This window comes from Billgrantia sulfidoxydans (assembly GCF_017868775.1).
GTDB classification, from domain to species: Bacteria; Pseudomonadota; Gammaproteobacteria; order Pseudomonadales; family Halomonadaceae; genus Halomonas; species Halomonas sulfidoxydans.
In genome coordinates, this window is the sequence record NZ_CP053381.1 from 3,235,005 (window position 1) to 3,253,028 (window position 18,024).

16 protein-coding genes and 2 pseudogenes are annotated in these 18,024 nt (G+C 61.5%); 5 read left to right on the top strand and 13 right to left on the bottom strand.

What is annotated here, in order from left to right:
• Window positions 1–20: 20 nt before the first annotated feature.
• Together HNO51_RS21030 and HNO51_RS21290 are read right to left on the bottom strand one after the other, a co-directional pair.
• Window positions 21–566, bottom strand: a complete 546-nt coding sequence (locus HNO51_RS21030; RefSeq protein ID WP_242597125.1) for a hypothetical protein — start codon at window positions 564–566, stop codon at window positions 21–23.
• 92 nt (window positions 567–658) lie between these two features.
• Window positions 659–961 (bottom strand): annotated as a pseudogene (locus HNO51_RS21290) (Rieske 2Fe-2S domain-containing protein); the annotation flags it as partial.
• Window positions 962–1,215: 254 nt separating this feature from the next.
• Between HNO51_RS21290 and HNO51_RS14985 the strand changes: the two are divergent.
• Window positions 1,216–3,213, top strand: a complete 1,998-nt coding sequence (locus HNO51_RS14985) for an FAD-binding monooxygenase (protein ID WP_209537758.1) — start codon at window positions 1,216–1,218, stop codon at window positions 3,211–3,213.
• Between the two features lie 80 nt (window positions 3,214–3,293).
• Complete coding sequence (locus HNO51_RS14990; RefSeq protein WP_209537759.1) at window positions 3,294–3,764, top strand: MarR family winged helix-turn-helix transcriptional regulator; 471 nt, start codon at window positions 3,294–3,296, stop codon at window positions 3,762–3,764.
• 584 nt (window positions 3,765–4,348) lie between these two features.
• On the opposite strand, the pseudogene tnpC reads toward HNO51_RS14990, so the two are convergent.
• The 4 genes and pseudogenes from tnpC to HNO51_RS15010 all read right to left on the bottom strand — a co-directional run bounded on the left by tnpC (window position 4,349) and on the right by HNO51_RS15010 (window position 7,996).
• Window positions 4,349–5,847: pseudogene (tnpC, locus tag HNO51_RS21175) on the bottom strand (IS66 family transposase).
• Window positions 5,848–5,927: 80 nt separating this feature from the next.
• Window positions 5,928–6,239, bottom strand: coding sequence for an IS66 family insertion sequence element accessory protein TnpB (gene tnpB / locus HNO51_RS15000; RefSeq protein ID WP_276571232.1), 312 nt, complete (start codon window positions 6,237–6,239; stop codon window positions 5,928–5,930).
• A 20-nt stretch (window positions 6,240–6,259) separates the two neighbouring features.
• A complete protein-coding gene (gene tnpA, locus HNO51_RS15005; RefSeq protein WP_209537761.1) occupies window positions 6,260–6,625 on the bottom strand; it encodes an IS66-like element accessory protein TnpA in 366 nt (121 codons plus the stop codon).
• Between the two features lie 117 nt (window positions 6,626–6,742).
• Complete coding sequence (locus HNO51_RS15010; protein WP_209537762.1) at window positions 6,743–7,996, bottom strand: tyrosine-type recombinase/integrase; 1,254 nt, start codon at window positions 7,994–7,996, stop codon at window positions 6,743–6,745.
• 498 nt (window positions 7,997–8,494) lie between these two features.
• Here HNO51_RS15010 and HNO51_RS15015 point away from each other — a divergent pair, with 498 nt between their 5' ends.
• Both HNO51_RS15015 and HNO51_RS15020 read left to right on the top strand, forming a co-directional pair.
• Window positions 8,495–9,529: a sodium:calcium antiporter gene (locus HNO51_RS15015; protein ID WP_209537763.1), complete on the top strand. Its 1,035-nt coding sequence runs from the start codon at window positions 8,495–8,497 to the stop codon at window positions 9,527–9,529.
• Window positions 9,530–9,707: 178 nt separating this feature from the next.
• Window positions 9,708–10,643 carry a manganese catalase family protein gene (locus HNO51_RS15020; protein WP_209537764.1) on the top strand — a complete coding sequence of 312 codons (936 nt, stop codon included), beginning with the start codon at window positions 9,708–9,710 and terminating at the stop codon, window positions 10,641–10,643.
• A 118-nt stretch (window positions 10,644–10,761) separates the two neighbouring features.
• On the opposite strand, the gene HNO51_RS15025 is transcribed toward HNO51_RS15020, so the two are convergent.
• Window positions 10,762–11,502 carry a Crp/Fnr family transcriptional regulator gene (locus tag HNO51_RS15025; RefSeq protein WP_209537765.1) on the bottom strand — a complete coding sequence of 247 codons (741 nt, stop codon included), beginning with the start codon at window positions 11,500–11,502 and terminating at the stop codon, window positions 10,762–10,764.
• Between the two features lie 163 nt (window positions 11,503–11,665).
• On the opposite strand from HNO51_RS15025, the gene HNO51_RS15030 reads away from it, so the two are divergent.
• Window positions 11,666–11,923 (top strand): hypothetical protein, encoded by a 258-nt coding sequence (locus HNO51_RS15030; RefSeq protein WP_209537766.1) that lies wholly within the window; start codon window positions 11,666–11,668, stop codon window positions 11,921–11,923.
• A gap of 94 nt (window positions 11,924–12,017) precedes the next feature.
• Here the strand turns inward: HNO51_RS15030 and HNO51_RS15035 are convergent, their stop codons facing one another.
• The 6 genes from HNO51_RS15035 to lgt all read right to left on the bottom strand — a co-directional run bounded on the left by HNO51_RS15035 (window position 12,018) and on the right by lgt (window position 18,023).
• Window positions 12,018–12,827, bottom strand: coding sequence for a sulfite exporter TauE/SafE family protein (locus HNO51_RS15035; protein ID WP_242597128.1), 810 nt, complete (start codon window positions 12,825–12,827; stop codon window positions 12,018–12,020).
• A gap of 214 nt (window positions 12,828–13,041) precedes the next feature.
• On the bottom strand, window positions 13,042–14,133 hold the full coding sequence (locus HNO51_RS15040; RefSeq protein WP_209537768.1) for a porin: 1,092 nt from the start codon (window positions 14,131–14,133) through the stop codon (window positions 13,042–13,044).
• A 362-nt stretch (window positions 14,134–14,495) separates the two neighbouring features.
• The gene (locus HNO51_RS15045) at window positions 14,496–15,656 is read right to left on the bottom strand and encodes a ProQ/FINO family protein (protein ID WP_242597129.1); all 1,161 of its coding nucleotides are present in this window, start codon (window positions 15,654–15,656) and stop codon (window positions 14,496–14,498) included.
• Window positions 15,657–15,771: 115 nt separating this feature from the next.
• Window positions 15,772–16,296, bottom strand: a complete 525-nt coding sequence (locus HNO51_RS15050; protein WP_197448062.1) for a dihydrofolate reductase — start codon at window positions 16,294–16,296, stop codon at window positions 15,772–15,774.
• The gene (locus tag HNO51_RS15055) at window positions 16,293–17,147 is read right to left on the bottom strand and encodes a thymidylate synthase (protein WP_209537769.1); all 855 of its coding nucleotides are present in this window, start codon (window positions 17,145–17,147) and stop codon (window positions 16,293–16,295) included. The genes HNO51_RS15050 and HNO51_RS15055 overlap by 4 nt, the downstream gene beginning before the upstream one ends.
• 81 nt (window positions 17,148–17,228) lie before the next feature.
• Window positions 17,229–18,023: a prolipoprotein diacylglyceryl transferase gene (lgt, locus tag HNO51_RS15060; protein ID WP_197448064.1), complete on the bottom strand. Its 795-nt coding sequence runs from the start codon at window positions 18,021–18,023 to the stop codon at window positions 17,229–17,231.
• Window position 18,024: the final 1 nt, after the last annotated feature.

Genomic DNA, 18,024 nt, shown 5'->3' on the forward strand with positions numbered 1-18,024 from the left:
TGTCGTCGCATTCTGGAACTTCATTTAGCCCTGGGGCTAAATTTACGATGCCTCGCGATACAGCCATTCTTCCTCGGGGCGGTACCCAGTTGGCGCCAGTCGGTTTCCTTCGGCACCTCGCCCTGGAAAGAACTCAGCTTGTGATTGAGGATACGCGGCTCGGTAGTCGCGATTTCATAGAGGTTGTGCGGAGAAATCTGCACGGTATACGGCGCAATGAACAGCGTCGTGCAGATATAGTCGTGCGTCTTGGCATCCTTGATCGGACGGCGAATCGCCGCATAACGGAATCCGATCGGCGTGGGCTGCACCTGCAGACGCGGTGCCTCGTCGGTGGAGGGACGCAGCCAGAGCTTATCGGTCGCCTCGGCTCCCCCGGTGCGGGCAGGCACCATATCGGTGGAGTGCAGGCTCGAGGAGTGCGCCGAGTCGATCCACCCTTCGAGGATCTGCGCCCAGTTGCAGTCGACGACCACCTTGGAGATGGAGATCTTGATGTCCGGGGTCGGTTGGAAGACCGGGGGGGTGAATCCGGCTTTTCCTTGGGCGGGCCCATGTAGACCCACACGAACCCTGCCGCTTCATGGGTCGGATAGGCCTTGTGCTTGACCTTTTCGGTCATCTTCGATTCCGGCGGATCGGACGCCATCTCGAGGACATTGCCCTCGACATCCATCTTCCAGCCATGGTACAGGCAGCGCAGTCCACACTCCTCGTTACGACCCAGCACCAACGACGCGCGCCGATGCGGGCACATCTTGACCATCACCCCGACGCGCCCCTCCGTATCCCGGAAGGCCACCAGGTTCTCACCCAGCAGGCGCACCCGTATCGGATCTCCATCCCGCTCCTCGACCTCTTCTGAAAGATAGGCGGGCAGCCAATGACGGCGCATGATATCACCTATGGGGTCATCGCCTTCGATCCGAAACAGCAGATCATTTTGTTCTTGTGTGAGCATGGATCAGTCTCCCTACCCGGGTCACATAATCACAGCGCTTACTTGCTTAGCTTTCTAACTTACACATCTAAGATAGATGGTGAGGAGTGAGAGTCAAATCGACCAAGGTCGAATACGTCTGGGCTAGTCCTGCCGCGTATCAGAGCGGTTTCACTGCGCCGAAATTAGCAGAAAGTCGTATTGCAAATCGGGGTTGATACCGTAGGGTAATGGTCACAATAGTGATTAATTTTCCGAAACTCCTCGAGGCCTTTATGCAGTTTCATCTCAACGGTTTCCAGACCGGCGACCCGACCGTCCACGCGCCTGTCGGTGAACTTACTAACACCGACACCCTGCCTGAGGAAGTCGACGTGCTGATCGTCGGCTGCGGCCCGGCCGGCCTGACCTTGGCGGCCCAACTATCGGCGTTCCCCGATATCACGACGTGCATCGTCGAGCAAAAGGATGGCCCGCTGAAGCTCGGCCAGGCCGATGGCATCGCCTGCCGTACCATGGAGATGTTCAATGCCTTTGGCTTCGTCGACAAGGTGCTCAAAGAAGCCTGCTGGATCAACGAGACCGTGTTCTGGAAGCCTGATGAGGCAAATCGCAAGAACATCATGCGCCATGGCCGTATTCAGGACACCGAGGACGGCCTCTCCGAATTCCCCCACACAGTGCTCAACCAAGCCCGAGTCCACGACTTCTACTTAGAGCTGATGCGTAAATCTCCTACCCGGCTGGAACCTAACTACTCACGCCGCTTGGTCGATGTGGCGATCGACCACAACAAATCGGACACAGTCACCCTAGAAGCTGAAGACTATCCGATAACGGTAACACTAGAGCGGATCGACCCTGCTCATAAGGGCGAGGTGGAAACCGTGCGGGCTCGTTACGTGGTGGGCTGTGACGGCGCACGCAGCGCGGTACGCAAGTCCCTGGGACGCTCACTGCGGGGCGATTCTGCTAACCAGGCTTGGGGCGTAATGGATGTGCTGGCAGTCACTGACTTCCCAGATATTCGCATGAAAGCGGCGATCCATTCCGCCAATGCAGGAAACGTCTTGATCATACCACGGGAGGGCGGCTACCTGACGCGTTTGTACATCGAACTAGATAAACTCAATGAATACGAGCGCGTCGCCAGCCGCAACATCACCACCGCCCAGCTAGTGGCCGCAGCGCAGCGCATCCTGCACCCTTATACCTTGGACGTGAAGGAAATCGCTTGGTGGTCAGTATACGAGATCGGCCAGCGCCTTTGCGACAAGTTCGACGATGTGCCGGCCGAAGAAGTCGACAAGCGATTCCCGCATGTCTTCATTGCCGGAGACGCCTGCCACACCCATAGCCCAAAGGCGGGCCAGGGCATGAACGTCTCCATGCGCGACACATTCAACCTAGGGTGGAAACTGGCTTCGGTGCTGCAAGGAAAATGCACACCGGATATCTTGCACACCTATACCACCGAGCGCCAGACCGTAGCCAAGGAGCTGATCGACTTTGATCGAGAGTTCGCCAAGATGTTCAGTGCCCCACCAAAGGATTCTCCGGAGGACAAGGGTGACGGCGTGGACCCCAAGGAGTTTCAAAAGTACTTCATTAAACAGGGGCGCTTCACCGCCGGCACAGCCATTCAGTACTCACCCTCACTGATCTCCGCCAAACCGACCCACCAGCACCTAGCGAGCGGCCTAGAAATTGGAACTCGTTTCCATTCTGCACCCGTTGTGCGGCTGGCGGATGCCAAGCCCATGCATCTAGGTCACACAGTGACAGCAGATGGTCGCTGGCGACTGTTCGCATTCGCGGGTGCCAGCGACCCCACCGCGCCGGAGTCAGGCCTCAGTCGGCTGTGCCGGTTTTTGAGTGAATCGCCCGACTCACCGGTGCGTAGGTTCACACCTGTACGCGACGACATTGACTCGGTGTTCGACCTGCGCGCCATTTGCCAACAGGAATTCCGCGAACTCTCTCTGGATGCCTTCCCGCAGATGCTCTGGCCTAGCAAGGGACGCTACGGGCTCCATGATTATGAAAAGGTATTCTGCCCAGATCTTAAGTACGACCAAGACATTTTCAACTTGCGCGGAATCGACCGGGAGAACGGCTGTCTAGTGGTCGTGCGCCCTGACCAGCACATTGCTCATGTCTTGCCCCTGCAGGCTCATGACGAGCTAGCTATATTTTTTGACCGTTTTATGATTGATGTAGAAAAAACAAAGCCGTCAAATTACGCTTACCAAGAGCACACTATTCAATCTTAGATAAAATACCAAAGTCCCTATAAATGTATAAGTCGTGTCGCACTGGCCACGACATATGTCCAACATAGAGAAAAGACACCATGGCTAGCAAGCCCTTATCAAAAGCCAACACAATGCCAGGAAACCTGCTAAGGCGTTGCCATCAAATAAGCGTGGCAATTTTTTTACGCCAATGCGAGGAGCATAACCTGACCCAGCTACAATACATTACTCTAGCCGCATTGGAAGAACTGGGTCCAGTTGACCAAATTACTTTGGGAAGCCACACCGCCCTAGACCGCAACACAGTAGCTGTTGTGGTTAAAAAGTTGGAGGAGCGCGGCTTATTGAGCCGGCAGCGCAGTCTAGCGGACTTGCGCTCTAAGCGGGTTTCTCTGACAGAAGAAGGCAGGCGCCTTCGTCGTGCCGCCGAATCAGCAGTGACGATCGTTCAAGAAGAATTACTTTATCCACTAAGTAAAAATGAGAGGAGAACATTATGTCAACTACTGAAGAAACTTGCCAAGGAAAATAATCACCTTAGCCGCGTACCGATTCGAAAGCCGTATTGACTGGATGTATACAGTCTCTCTTCTAGCGATTGATTTGTTCTACAGCATCGGCCCTTACACCGTCTCGGCGGGCCTCCCAGTCATCGAGCCAGGCGTTCGTGAGGGCATCCTGAATTACCTTCATTGAACCTAGCCCGAAAACACTCGACAAGGACCGAGGCAGTACTCCTTGGAAGCCGGCGGTCTGTGTTTACCGAAGTGATCACTAGTGGGCGCAAACTTTCGAAAGTTTCTCACGAACGACAGCAATGTCCTCCGGAGTACGAGCGGTAAGGGCAGAGGTAAGAAATAAACAGGCCGTCTCTCTTTCTCCATCTTAACCTTCAGTGAAGAGGCAGTGACTGGTATACTGATAGTCGGCTCTTCCCAGCTATAGGCTGCACCCCCATACGGTCTACCTTCACTGACGTTGACAAGGGTGACCTAGGAACTTAGTAAGGTATGCGGTAAGCCTTCGGTGAACTGTCCACTAGCATCCGGAGGGTGCCAGAGAAAGCAAACCACAGATGTGGGTCAAAGTGTGGGTCATAAACCTTCAGGCAAATAAAAAGCGTAAGCGCCTGGCCATCACCCTTTGCGAGTGATCAGTCGACCGGTTTCCAGTGCTGAGGTAGAAGTTCGTGGATCTGGCTGGCTTTCTGTGTCGGCAGCCGAGCCAGTACGTCTTTTAGGTAGGCATGCGGTTCATGGCCGTTCAACTTGGCGGACTGGATCAGGCTCATGATGTTGGCTGCGCGCTGGCCGCTGCGCAGTGAGCCGGCAAATAGCCAGTTGCTGCGTCCGAGCGCCCAGGGGCGAATCAGATTCGCCACCCGGTTATTGTCGATCGGCAACCCGCCGTCATCCAGGTAGCGTGTCAGTGCTGCCCAGCGCTTCAGGCTGTAATCCAGTGCCTTGGCCGTCGCCGAGCCGTTGGGCACCTTCTCGCGATGAGCCAGCATCCAGCGGTGCAGCGCGTCGGCGATAGACCTCGCACTCCACCTGGTAGAGCTGGCCGATGAGCTCGATGGCCTGCTCGGCAATCTAGCTCTTGCCGGCCACGTGCAGGTCGACGAACTTGCGCCGGGCGTGGGCCATGCAGCCGATCTCGGTCACGCCGTTGGTAAAGCTCTGCTTGTAGCCGCCGTAATCGTCGCAGACTAGCTTGCCCTTCCACTTGCCGAGGAAGTCCCGGGCATGTTGGCCGCCGCGCCCGGACGCGAAGTCGTAGATCACCGCCTTCTGCTCGGCGTAGGGCGTGGTGGCATAGGCCCAGAGCTAGGCCTTATTGGGTCTTTTTCTTGCCCGGAGCCAGCATCGGCACCGGCGTTTCATCGGCATGCAGTATCGGTTCGGTGAGCAGGGTTTCGCGCAGGGCATCGATCAGCGGCTGCAGCCGCACACCACAGATGCCGATCCATTCGGCCAGGGTGGAGCGCGGAATTGCTACCCCGGCACGGGCGAATATCTGTTCCTGGCGATAGAGAGGCAGATGATCGGCATATTTGGCGATCAGCACCTGGGCCAGCAGGCCGGCGGTGGGGATGCCCTTGTCGATGATCTGCGCCGGCATCGGCGCCTAGGTCAGCGTCTCGCACTGGTCGCAGACCCACTTGCCACGGATATGCCGCTCGACGCGAAACACGCCCGGCGTGTAGTCAAGCTTCTCGCTGATCTCTTCGCCGATCCGCCGCAGCTGGCAGCCGCAGGCGTAATGTTCGCTTTCCGGATCATGGTGGATCTCGGTGTGCGGCAGCTCGGGAGGCAAGGGGGCGCGCTTGGGGACCTTCTTGGTCGCCGGCGGCGTGGAGGCGGGTGCCAGGTCCTCCAGCTCGGTCTCGATGGCGGCGATATCGGCATCTACCACCTCCTCCAGCAGGCTGATCTACAGGACGTTGAGCTGCTCGCTGCGCTTACCGAAGGCGTGGCGTTTGAGCAGCGCCAGTTCATAGGTCAGCTTCTGGTTGACCTGCTCGGTGTGGCGTAGCGTTTCTTGGCTCTGGGCCAGCGCCCGATCCTTTTCTTCCACCTGAGACATCAGCGTGGCCGCCCGGTGGCGGAGCTGATCGGGGGTGAGCTGGGACAGATCGGTCGGCATGGTCATCCGTCGAGTATGCCAGCCCGACGCTGACAGCGGGATTAGCGCATCCGCGAATAGCCGGGCCGCCACGTCTGTGCCGCGGATCACACGACAGATATCACCCCGCCGGCGCCGAGACGCTGCAAGGGCAGGCCTTGGACCAGGGCCGTCAGCTGATCGGGGCAGAGCGCGACGCGATCACCGTGCCAGTTACCGGCCCAGTGGAATTTGCCCTGGTTCAAGCGCCGGGCACATAGCCAGACGCCCAGGCCATCGTGAATCAGTACCTTCATGCGGTTGCCACGCCGGTTGGCGAAGAGATAGGCACAGTGCGGGTGCGCCGCGCCGAACACCTTAACCACGCGGGCCAGGGCCGTGTCCGGGCCGGCGCGCATGTCCAGCGGTTCGGTAGCCAGTCAGATCTCGTCGATGCGGATCATCCCAGCAGCCCCTTCAGCCAGTGGGCGCACTGGGCCGCCTCGGCGACGGGCCAACGCACGGTAATCGCGCCCTGTGATGAGGGCAGCTCAATGCAGATCTCGCTGGCAGCAGCAGGTGTCGTTGGCAGGTCGGCCGGTGGCGGCACCGGCAGGGGCACAAAATCCGGCACGGCCGGTAACTGGCTCTGACGCTTGGCCTTGCGGATCCAGGTCTGGACGAGGTTGGTATTCAGCCCGTGTTGCAGGGCGACCTGAGCAATCGACGCGTCGCCCTCCAGGCAGGCCGCGGCGATCTTGGCCCCGAACGACGGGGCGTAGCGACGGCGGCGACGGATCTCACGTTCGGTGCTTGGGGATGTCATGAATAGGTGCCCATTTATTGTTACGTGGGCACCTAATGTCGCTGGCCAGGGGGGCCGCAGAAGGCGTGTTCACCGGCCCGTTACGGAGGGGGAGTCCGACAAGCGGCATACTCAACCTTAAGTTCTGTGCCGAGACAACTCAACGAGGTTACTGGCAGCCCCCACTTCTCCGAAGCCAGCAATCATCTCTCCCCATCGCTCCCAGACATCGACCTGCATTTTGTACCGCTTTCCCTTGTTGTAGGTACCGACCAGCCTTGGGGGTACATGAGCTAGCATAGCTTCCACCAGCAGTGGATCGGCCAGGAAAGTCTCGGTCCACAGGGTCGCCACGGACCGCCTGAGGTCATGCACCGTGAAGTGCTCGAGGTGGTTGAGTGGTGCTTCGGTATCGGGAACTTTTCTCGCCCTGCCCTGCAATCGGGCTATCGCGGTGGTGATCGAATCGTAGTGGATCGGCTTTTCAACGTCGCGGCTCGATGCGAAGACGAAATCGCTTGTGGTCAGCTTTTTCTGCTCCTCTAGTATGGCTAGTGCTTGGTGGGACAGGTGGACCGTGTGTTCACGGGCACTTTTGGTTCTAGACGCGTGGATATGCCACGTATCCTTGGTGATCTCGTCCCAGCGCATGGCGGCCACCTCGGCACGGCGTGCCCCAGTCAGGATAAGAAGCCTGATGGCATTGGCTACCGTCACCGAGAGCATTGCCGTCGAGGCCAATCCCTCAGTGTTTCGGCTTTCACCGAGCACTTCCCATAGCTCCTTCAGCTCAGGAAGTTTCAGGTGGCGTTCACGGGGCTTGCCCGGACGGGCCTTGACCTTGGCTGGCTTCAGGCCAGCAGCCGGATTATCGTAGATCTGCTCGCGATCCTCGCAATAATCCAACAGCTGTCGAAGCAGAGTAAGGCACTGTCTGGCCTCCTCTCTCGCCGAGCTGGCTATCTCCTCTAGCACCTCAATCAGCAATCGACGGTTCATATCGCGTACGTAAGCACCGCCCAGCCGCTTCTCAAGGTGTAACCGCCAGCGTCCCTTCTGCTTGAGCACTGTACGTTCGGTCGGGGGTTGCCCGCCCCGTGCCGGGGCGGTGGCATAAAATACTATCCACCTTGTGAAGGCTTCCCCCATCGTCCAAGCGGCCTGATTGGCTGCCTTGATAGCCTTGCGCTGCTTGCGGGGATCGATGCCCTGCCTGACAAGCTCGAAAGCATCTCGATGTGCCTGGCGTGCCTCGCCAAGCTTCATTTGCGGAAAGCTGCCGAGCTGATACTCCACCACCTTCTCACCTTGACGGTAGCGGTAGATCCATCGCTTCGCTTCCCTATCAGAGCGAGCTTCAAGGGCCAACCCGCCGAGCTTACCATTCGACACGACTGCCCTAGCCTTCGTCTTACCTTCCGGAGCACGGAAATTCTCGGCAGCCTTGCTTGAGGTGAGCCTTTTTGGGCTTGCAGACCGCCCCGCCCCCGAAGGTACATGTTCCTTCCCTTCCATTTCTCCGACCCCAACAGCGACCCCAACAAGCATCTAGTATATCGCTGTGCTTCAGTGGATGACAATGGACAAGCCCCAAGGCACCACATCTACTAACTGATTGATTGTTATATTTATATTGGACCTATAAGAACACCTTTGGACCACGTTGGTTCAGTGAGAAATACTTCACCTTGACGCTCCTAAGGGGAAGGTCCCAGGTTCGAATCCTGGTGGGGGCGCCAACCTGTTTCCACTCTCCTTCCGCGCTTCTGCCCGGCGCATCTTGGCTACGTGAAGAAAACCCTGCCTTGACGAACGCTTGCAGCCGATCGCTTGTGCTCTCCGCCGCTGGCGGCTACGGTCAAATACCTATGCCCCAAGACGACAGGTCAGATGCCCATTCCCTTCGCCGCTCCCTCCTTGACCGTCGCCATCGTTGTGTTCGGCATCTGCACCCTAGTCATCGGATTCGTGGGGACCAAGCTGACCGGTATCGTCGACAACCTGGCGGATCGCACCAGGTTGGGCGAAGCCATGGCCGGTGCGGTGTTGCTGGGCATGGCCACCTCGCTTTCCGGCATCGTCGTGTCGGTGACCTCGGCCTGGACCGACAAGCCCGAACTCGCCATGAGCAACGCCTTGGGGGGCATCGCCGCCCAGACGGTATTTCTCGCGTTTGCCGACATCGTGCATAGACGCGCCAACCTCGAGCATGCCGCGGCCTCGCTGGGCAACATGATTCAGGGTGGGTTGTTGCTGTGCTTGCTGAGCCTGCTGCTGGTCGGGCGCTTCGCGCCGGAATGGACCATCTGGCAGATTCACCCGATCACGCCCCTGCTGTTCATTGCCTATCTGTACGGCCTGCGGCTGGTCAAGATCTCCAGGGCCAACCCCATGTGGCGACCGGCGAGGACACGCGAGACACGCCCCGACGTGCCCGAGGAAGCCTCCAACAAACGCTCGCTGACTTTCCTGTGGCTGCTGTTCCTGCTGCTTGGCGCCAGTATCGGCATCGCCGGCTGGGTGCTCGAACGCAGCGCCACGGTGATCGCCGAAGAGACCGGGCTCAGCCAGGCGGCGGTCGGCGTACTGCTCACCTCGGTGGCGACCTCCCTGCCCGAACTGGTAACCACCGTCGCGGCGGTGCGCCAGGGGGCCCTGACCCTCGCCGTGGCCGGCATCATCGGCGGCAATGCCTTCGACACCCTGTTCGCCGCCGCCTCGGATGTCGCCTACCGCGGCGGCTCGATCTACCACGCCATTCCCGATCATGTAGCGCTATGGGTCGCCCTGTCGTTGCTGATGACCAGCGTGCTGATACTCGGGCTGCTATATCGTCAGGAGAAAGGGCCAGGTCGTATCGGCTTCGAAAGCGTGACGATTATCGGTCTATATCTTGCAGGAATCGTCATGCTGGTAGCGGGTTAAGCCCCATCGTGTCATTGCCTTCGGTCATTCTCGGCTGGCAACAAGCCGGAATGGCTTAAGCTCTTCATTTCCATGGGCCGCCATTGGCTTACCAAAATTAACTTGTTGCGCCTCATCTCCCTGCCTACGTTGAAGAACGGAACAGGAATTCCAGTACAACAGATGCAGCGAGGCCAACATGTTTCATCATGCCAAAGAACTTCAATTCAATGCTCGCGTCTCGGGACCCGACCCTAGATTTGCCAGCCTTCTTCTTGAGCAATTTGGTGGAATGAATGGCGAACTCAAGGCGGCCATGCAGTATTTCACCCAGGCGTTTGCCGCTCGCCAGCCTTATCCAAAGGTGTACGACATGCTGATGGATATCGCGACCGAAGAGTTCAGTCACCTGGAAATCGTGGGCGCCACGATACAGATGCTCATGAACGGTGTGAATGGCGAGTTGAAGGATATCTCGGAACAATCCGAAATCATGCAGATGATTACCGGAAAGGCGGGAAAGGAAAACATCATTCACGAGGCGATGGTCAACCCGATGTTCCTGGCGGTGAGCGGAGGAGGCCCTACCGTTACCAATAGCCAAGGCGTTCCCTGGTCAGGCTATTACGTAGACGCCAACGGTGACCTCACCGTCGATCTTCGTTCGGATATCGCGGCGGAGACACGCGCCAAGATCACCTACGAATACCTCATGCAGTTCACCGACGATCCCGAGGTCAAGGAGACCTTGAAGTTTCTGATGACACGCGAAGTCGCCCATCATCAGATGTTCGAGGCGGCGCTCTCCACCCTGCAGCCGAACTTTCCACCCGGCGTTACCCAAGGCGACCCGCGCTACAGTAACCTCTACTTCAACATGTCCAAGGGCCAGGAGGCTAGAGGGCCATGGAATGAAGGCAAGAGCCCTATGCTGGGCGAAACCTGGCAATACATCGACGACCCTCAGTCGCACGTCGAAACCAGTGACGGTCTCAGAGACCAATCCCCTGTCGGTTCCTCGATGAGCCCGGAGGAAGCGGATAAGAAGAGCAAGGAAGTCAGTGAGCTACGCAGCCGGGAAATCAAGGACTCGGTTCCCAAGGGCAGCAACCAGTGGAGCCGCTACGACGAATAGCCATTGTGCGTCTCCACGCCAGGCGATCCGTATCATGCCCCAGCCAGGCCCGCCAGCAGCGGCGGGCCTTGGCTTGTGGAGCCTGCCTCTGCATGGCACTCGATTCCCGCTGTGTGGCTCATGCCTCGCCCCTTCTCAGATGAAGGTAGAGGGGATCGAACTCGCCCGCCTGCTTCAGTTTCTCCCAGTCGAGGATGGTCACCTTCATTTTCCTGCTCTGCACGAGGCCATCGGCCCGCAGCGCCTGAAGCGTGCGGCTGACATGCACCGCGCTGATGCCGATCACGTCCGCCAGCTCGTGCTGGCTCATCGGCAGGTCGAAGGTATCTTCCTCGGCGAGCCCCACCGCCTTCAGGCGGACCATGAGCTCACACAGCAAGTGGGCCATGCGGGTATAGGCGTCTCGCTGCCCGATGCTGAGCAGCCACTCCCGATAGATCGAGGCGTCGACCAGTGTCTCGCGCCAGAGGGCGGACGCGAGTCGTAGATGACGCTCGCACATTCGGCGCAGGTCCGCGTGCTGGATGAAGCCGACCGTACAAGGGCTGAGCGAGGCAATGCTGCTGTCCATGACCTCCAGGTGCAGGCTCTGCAGGTCCGGCATGTCACCGGGCACGTGCAGCGCCATGATCTGGCGCCTGCCCTCGTAGCTGAGCTTGTAGACACAGGTCAAGCCCGCCAGCACCAGGCAGCACTGCCTGGGCCGGTCACCAATCTGCACGACAGACTGATCGGGCTTGAGACGCGCCACCTGCACCGGCAAGTCGCGGAGCGCCTGCCTCTCTTCCTCGTCGAGAGGAAAGAGGCTCCCCAGCTTGCGGATCATCAGCGTATCGGGCAAGTACGTTTCGGCATTCATGCTGGCACTCCGCGGGCGCATCGAGGTCGTTGCCTACACCCTAGTTCATTCAAGGGCAACGCAGAGCAACACATCCCCGGCATGCGACGTAACATGAACTTCATCCGTTTCATGCTAGGATAGGAATCGCCAATATCGGTAAACTTTCAGGCAGGAGGCCGGAATGTTTCAACGCACAAGGAAGGTCGCGTGTCCCCAATGCAGCGGTGCCAATTTCTGGCACGGCAACCCCAGGCCCACGGACGTGCTTCACTGTCGCTACTGCGACGCCGCCGTCATCAGCTACGCCGAATACGTCGAGCAGACGGCCCAGCGCGAGGCCGAGAGACTGCTGGCGGAGTTCGTCGAGACCGACGTCTCACGCGATCTCGCCCATCTCAAGGCCGTGCTGGCGAACCCCGAGCAGCGGGTCAACCCCTAGCAACAGGCCAAATCCGACAGACTGCTAGCCTCCGTGCGGCACGGCCGCCCTCGGATGGCCGTGCCGCTGCAACGACGGAATGACGAGATGCCCCTTAGGCGCTGTAGACCGTGTACACCATCTGCAGCGCCAGCCCCATCAGCATGATCGCGAAGATTCGCTTCAGCATCGCCACCGGCAGGCGATGCGCCAGCCTGGCCCCCACGGGCGCCAGCAGGATGCTGAAGGGCGCCATCAACAGCAGCGCCGGTACGTAGACGAAGCCCAGCGTGGCGCCGGGCAGCCCGGGTGTCCCCCAGCCATTGATCACATACCCCAGGGCACCGGCCACGGCAATCGGCAACCCCACCGCCGCGGAGGTCCCCACGGCCATGGGCAGCCTGACGTTGCACCAGGTGAGGAACGGCACGGTGAGCGACCCACCGCCAATGGCGACCAGCGCCGATATCCCACCGATCCCCACCCCCACGCCACCGAGACCGACCGGCCCCGGAAGACGCCGCGTCGGCTTGGGCTTGAGATTGGCCAGCATCTGCAGTGACATCAGGGTCATGAAACCGGCGAAGAAGATCGCCAGTCCCCGGGTCGGCAAGGCGGCAGCGATGAAGGTGGCCAGGAAGGTGCCCACCAGGATGCCTGGGGTCAGGTAGCGGACGATCTCCCAGCGCACGGCGCCGTGACGTCGATGAGAGAGAAGGCTTGCGGTGGAAGCGGGAATGATGGCGGCCATGGCCGTGCCCAGCGCCAGGTGGGCCAAGTGCTCGTGCGGCACGCCCTGCACGACGAACAAGGCGGTCAGGATCGGTACCATGATGCCGCCACCGCCAATGCCCAGCAGGCCGGCCATGACCCCCACCAAGCCACCCAAGGCCACGTAGGCCAACCAGATCAGTTCCAAGACCACCCCCGCGCAAGCATCCGTGACGATCAGGCGAGCCAGTCTATCAGAAACGGATCAAGTAGGCCGCAGGCCCAGCGATGCCGGGCGGCAGCGTAGACCCGCCAAGCGGCAACGGCCCGGTGAGAAAGACTGAAAAAAGAAAACCGGCCCCGAAGGGCCGGTTCTGTCGTCGAGTGAATCGACGTGTCTTGCTGTCCTTGCTGGACGGCAGACTCGCTTAGAAGTGGTAGCGAGCGCCAGTCAGCCAGTACATGTCGTCGCCGTCGGCAGTGTCGATACCCTCGTCGGTGCTGACAGTGATCTCGGGCTGGTCGCCCTGATACAGCTCGGCGAAGATGTCGAAGTTGCTGGACAGCTTGTAGTAGGCACCGGCCGCCCAGGCAGTACGGTTGTCGCTGTTGTCCGGGCTCACGCGGTAGACGTCAGCGTTGAAGGCCCACTGACCCATCGCGTAGGAGCCACCCAGACCCCAGCTGTCGTAGCCGCCAACGCCAGCATCATTCTCGTCACGGGTCTCGTAGCCCAGGCGAGCGGAGAAGGCGTCGTTGAAGGCGTAGGAAGCAGAGGCGCCGTACAGCATTTCGCCGTTGCCGCCGCCGACTTCGTCGTCGTCCACATAACCAAGCGCCAGGCGCAGGCCGGCAGCGTCGTACTTCACGCCACCCTGGGTAACAGTCTCGGAACCGCTGGACGGCTCGACTTCACCGCGGTCGCTATAGTGCTTGGCGGAGAGGAAGGCCTGGAAGCCGGACAGGTTCGGGGTGATATAGCCGAGGGAGTCGCCGCGTGCCTGCTTGGCACCGCCAGCGGTAGCCAGGGTCTCAGCATCACCATTGAGGGTGAAGTTCAGGCCCTGGTCGATGTAGACATCGAACGGCGCCATGACGTGGCTGTTATAGAAGCTGTCATAGTTGCCGCCCATCACGGTACCGAAGGTATTGCTCTCGAGACCGATATAGGCGTGACGGGTTTCGGTGAAGCCGCTGTAGTCGTTCTCACCGGTACGACCGTTACCAGTGCGCTCGTCGCCACGGAAGCGCCACTCGACGCGACCGAAGGCCTTCAGGTCGCTGCTGATCTGGTGGCTCATGGAGAGGCCGAGACGGGAGAAGACATCGACGAATTCAGCGCCGTTGTCGATCTGTTCGCCAGAAGAGTTGTACTCCGGGCCGCCGCCGGCGATACCCATGGCGATACGGCCGTTGACGATCAGCTGAGTGCCGTCCTGGTCGTAAACGGTAGCGGCCTGAGCGGCAGCGGAGGCGCCCAGGGCACCGGCAATGGCAGTCGCTAACAGTGTCTTTTTCATCACGATAGTTCCTTTCACTAGCTTACTGTTTCGATCGTTACTGCACGATCCGGGATCGGTGCAGGTAGCTTGCCGGGCATGGGTCCCGCCGTGCTTGGCTCGATTCCTTCTCAGGAGTGGCCGGGCCGGTCATGACCGCAGCGAAGCCTTGTTATAGTCCAATGCTCGCAGGTAGAACTCTATACCGGGAAAAATGGGAACGCAATAAGAAAAAACACTGTTTTCCTTCGTCGCCCGCCTCCCCGACGGAACTTTTCCCTGCTGTTGCGGTCCTGGGCGCTCCCGCCCGAGGGGCCGCGTGCCGCAGGCAATGGCAGTAAGGTTGCCTGGCAGCGATGAGCCCGCACATCATGCCCCGCTGATTAAGGAGAGGCAAGAGCCGGCTTAAACGCTAGGTTTCGTCGACTCAATGCCCTTTCGCCTGGCCGTTGTGCTTGGCCAGCAGCGCCGAGAGCTTGGCCTCCATGCGCGCGGCGGGGTCGGCCGGGGTGGCGGGTGCATCGCCCGGCGCCTGGCTGTCTGCCGGGGCGGGCTTGGCGCTGCGCTGCGTCGGGCCACGCCCGGCCTTGCGCGGCTGATGGTCGGCGGCGTCGCGCCCGCGGGCGCCCTTGCCGCTGCGCCGGGGGGCGGCCCTCGGTGCGGCCGCGCTCGCGGCGTTCGCTCTGCAGGCGCTCCAGCTTGCGCTTGGCGTGCTCGGCGGCCTGGGCGTCGACGCTGCCGGCGGGCTCGCCGTCGAGGTCGATGCGCTCGGCCTCTTCACGCACGGCCTTGAGGTAGCGCGGCAGGTTGACGTAGCCCGCCAGGGCCCGGCGCACCAGCTTCTCGGGCCAGGGTTCGCGGGCGGAGAGGTCGTGATGGATGCCTACCTTGAGCGGCCGGGTGTGGCCCTTGAAGAAGGTCCTGGGGTAGCGCTGGTACCACTGTTTCAGCAGCGCATCGGCGGAAGGCGCCTGCTCGATGGCGAGCCGCCCCTGGCGTTCGTCATGGGGGGACGAAACGTCTCTCTCGCTGCCGTCGACTTGCCCGTGCCCCGCCTCGAGCCGAGGTGAAGCCTCGGCACCGGCCGGGCCAGGCGCCTGCCGCCGGGGTGTCACGTCCGCGCCGGGAGTCGCTGCGCCCTGCGACGCTGCGGCTGGCGCCGGCTCCGCCCCTGCGCCGTCGCTCGCCTCGCGCACGCCGTGCCCGGGCTCTGAATCGTCACGCGGGCGCTGGCCCATCAGCGCGGCGAGCCCCTGGGCGCGTCGCGTCGCGCCGGGAAAGACCGGCGCCGGCTCGCCCTTGCGCAGGCGTTCGCGCAGGCGAGCATTGTCCTCCTCGAGCTCGCGATTCTGTTCGTCGAGCTCGCGGTTTTCCTCCATCAGCTCGAGCCGGGACGCCTCCAGCTCCCGTCGTGCCGCCTCGGCATCGGCGAGCCGGGCCTCCAGCGCCTGCAGCTTCGCGCGACAGTCGCGCAGTTCGTCGAGCGCATCGACGGCACGAGCCTCGAGGGCGCTGAACAGTTGTAGTGAACGCTCTTCGACCAAACCGGCATCCTCCCGGAAAACGCTGCACCAATGCCTGGGCGAGCGAATCGCCGCGTTGCCCCACAAGCTTCCGCCTAGTGTGTGCCACAAGCGAGACGCTGACAAACCATCCGGCTCATTCGACCCGACGCCGATACTCGACGAAGCTGTATGCCGGCTGCCCCGGGTTGGGCGAGCCCGCCACCCGCTGCACCTCTTCCCACTCGCGCTCGTCCAGGGTGGGAAAGCGGGCGTCGCCCGCCACCTCGACCTCCACCTCGGTCAGGTAGATGCGGCTGGCATGAGGCAGCGCCTGGGCGTAGATCTCGCCACCGCCCATCACCATGATCTCGTCGACGCCGTCGATGGTGGCCTGCTGGTCGGCCAGGAATAGCGCCGACTCGAGGTCGTGGCAGACCCGTACGCCGTCGTGCCGGAAGCTCTCGTCGCGGGTCACCACGATGTTGAGCCGTCCCGGCAGCGGCCGGCCGATGGAGGCGAAGGTCTTGCGCCCCATGATCAGCGGCTTGGCCTGGGTCATGCGCTTGAAGAACTTGAGGTCGTCGGGCAGGTGCCAGGGCAGCTTGTTGTCAATGCCGATCACGCCGTTGCGCGACACGGCGGCGATCATCGCCACCGGCACCAGGGTCTCGTCCGTCATACCGCTACCTCGGCCTTGATGTGGGGATGGGGATCGTAGCCTTCTATGGCGATGTGCTCGAAGCGGAAGTCGAACAGCGAGTCGACATCGGGGGCGAGCACCAGCCTCGGCGCCGGGCGCGGCGTGCGCGACAGCTGCAGCTCGGCCTGCTCCAGGTGGTTGAGGTAGAGGTGCGCGTCGCCCAGGGTGTGCACGAAGTCGCCCGGCTCGAGCCCCGAGACCTGGGCGATCATCGCGGTCAGCAACGCATAGCTGGCGATGTTGAACGGCACGCCGAGGAAGATGTCGGCACTGCGCTGGTAGAGCTGGCAGGAGAGCCGCCCCTCGGCCACGTAGAACTGGAACAGGCAGTGGCACGGTGGCAGCGCCATCTCGTCGACCAGCGCCGGATTCCAGGCGGAGACGATCAGCCGCCGCGAGCGCGGCTGGGTGCGGATCTGCTCCAGCAACCTGGCGATCTGGTCGACGTGGCCGCCGCGGGGGTCGGGCCAGCTGCGCCACTGGTAGCCATAGACCGGCCCCAGGTCACCGTTCTCGTCGGCCCACTCGTCCCAGATGCTGACGCCGTTGGCCTTGAGATAGGCGACGTTGGTGTCGCCGCGCAGGAACCACAGCAGCTCGTGGATGATCGAGCGCAGGTGCAGCTTCTTGGTGGTCACCAGCGGGAAGCCGCGGGAGAGGTCGAAGCGCATTTGATGGCCGAACAGCGAACGCGTACCGACCCCGGTGCGGTCGGCGCTGTCCACGCCCCGCTCGAGCACCTGGCGCATCAGGTCCAGGTAGGGTTGCTCGAGAGGGGGCGCTTCACGAGGAGAGCTGGCGAGCGCGGTCTGGGCGTTGTCGTCAGACATCGTTGGCGATCTCTTTGAATAATGGTCGACAGGGCTGGGAGTGTACCGTTCTCTTGCGCTTGCGTCGCATGCCCGCTCGTATCACTTCGTGACGGCCGCCCCCACCGTCGGCTGACGCCGCGACCAGGCGATCAGCACGAGGCCGAAGGCGATCATCGGCAGCGTCAACAGCATGCCCATGGTGAACCAGTCGAAGGCGAGGTAGCCGATGTGGGCATCCGGCAGGCGGAAGAACTCCACGCTGAAGCGGAAGGCGCCGTAGAGCAGCAGGAACAGGCCGGACACCAGCCCACGGCGGCGCGGTCTGGCCGAAACCCACCACAGGATGGCGAACAGCGCCACGCCTTCGAGCAGGGCCTCGTAGAGCGAGGTGGGATGGCGCGGTGCGGGCCCCATGCCGGGGAACGGCATGCCCCAGGGCAGCTCGGTGACCCGCCCCGGCAGCTCGCGATTGATGAAGTTGCCGATGCGCCCGGCGCCCAGGCCGATCGGTACCATGGGCGCGAAGAAGTCGGTCAGGGTGAAAAAGGCCATGCCCTTCTTGCGCGCGAACCACAGTGCCGCCAGCAGCACCCCGATCAGCCCGCCGTGGAAGCTCATGCCGCCGTCCCACACGCGCAGCACCCACAGCGGATCGGCGGCCCACTGGCCCAGGCCGTAGAACAGCGCATAGCCCAGGCGGCCGCCCACCACCACGCCGAGGGCGGCATAGAACAGCAGGTCGCCGACGTCGTCCCGGGTCAGTCCGAAGCGTTCGGCCCGCTGCCGGCCGAGCCACCAGGCGCCCACGAAGCCGATGACGTACATCAAGCCATACCAGTGAATCTGGATGGGGCCGAGGGAGATGGCCACCGGGTCGATATCGGGATAGTTCATG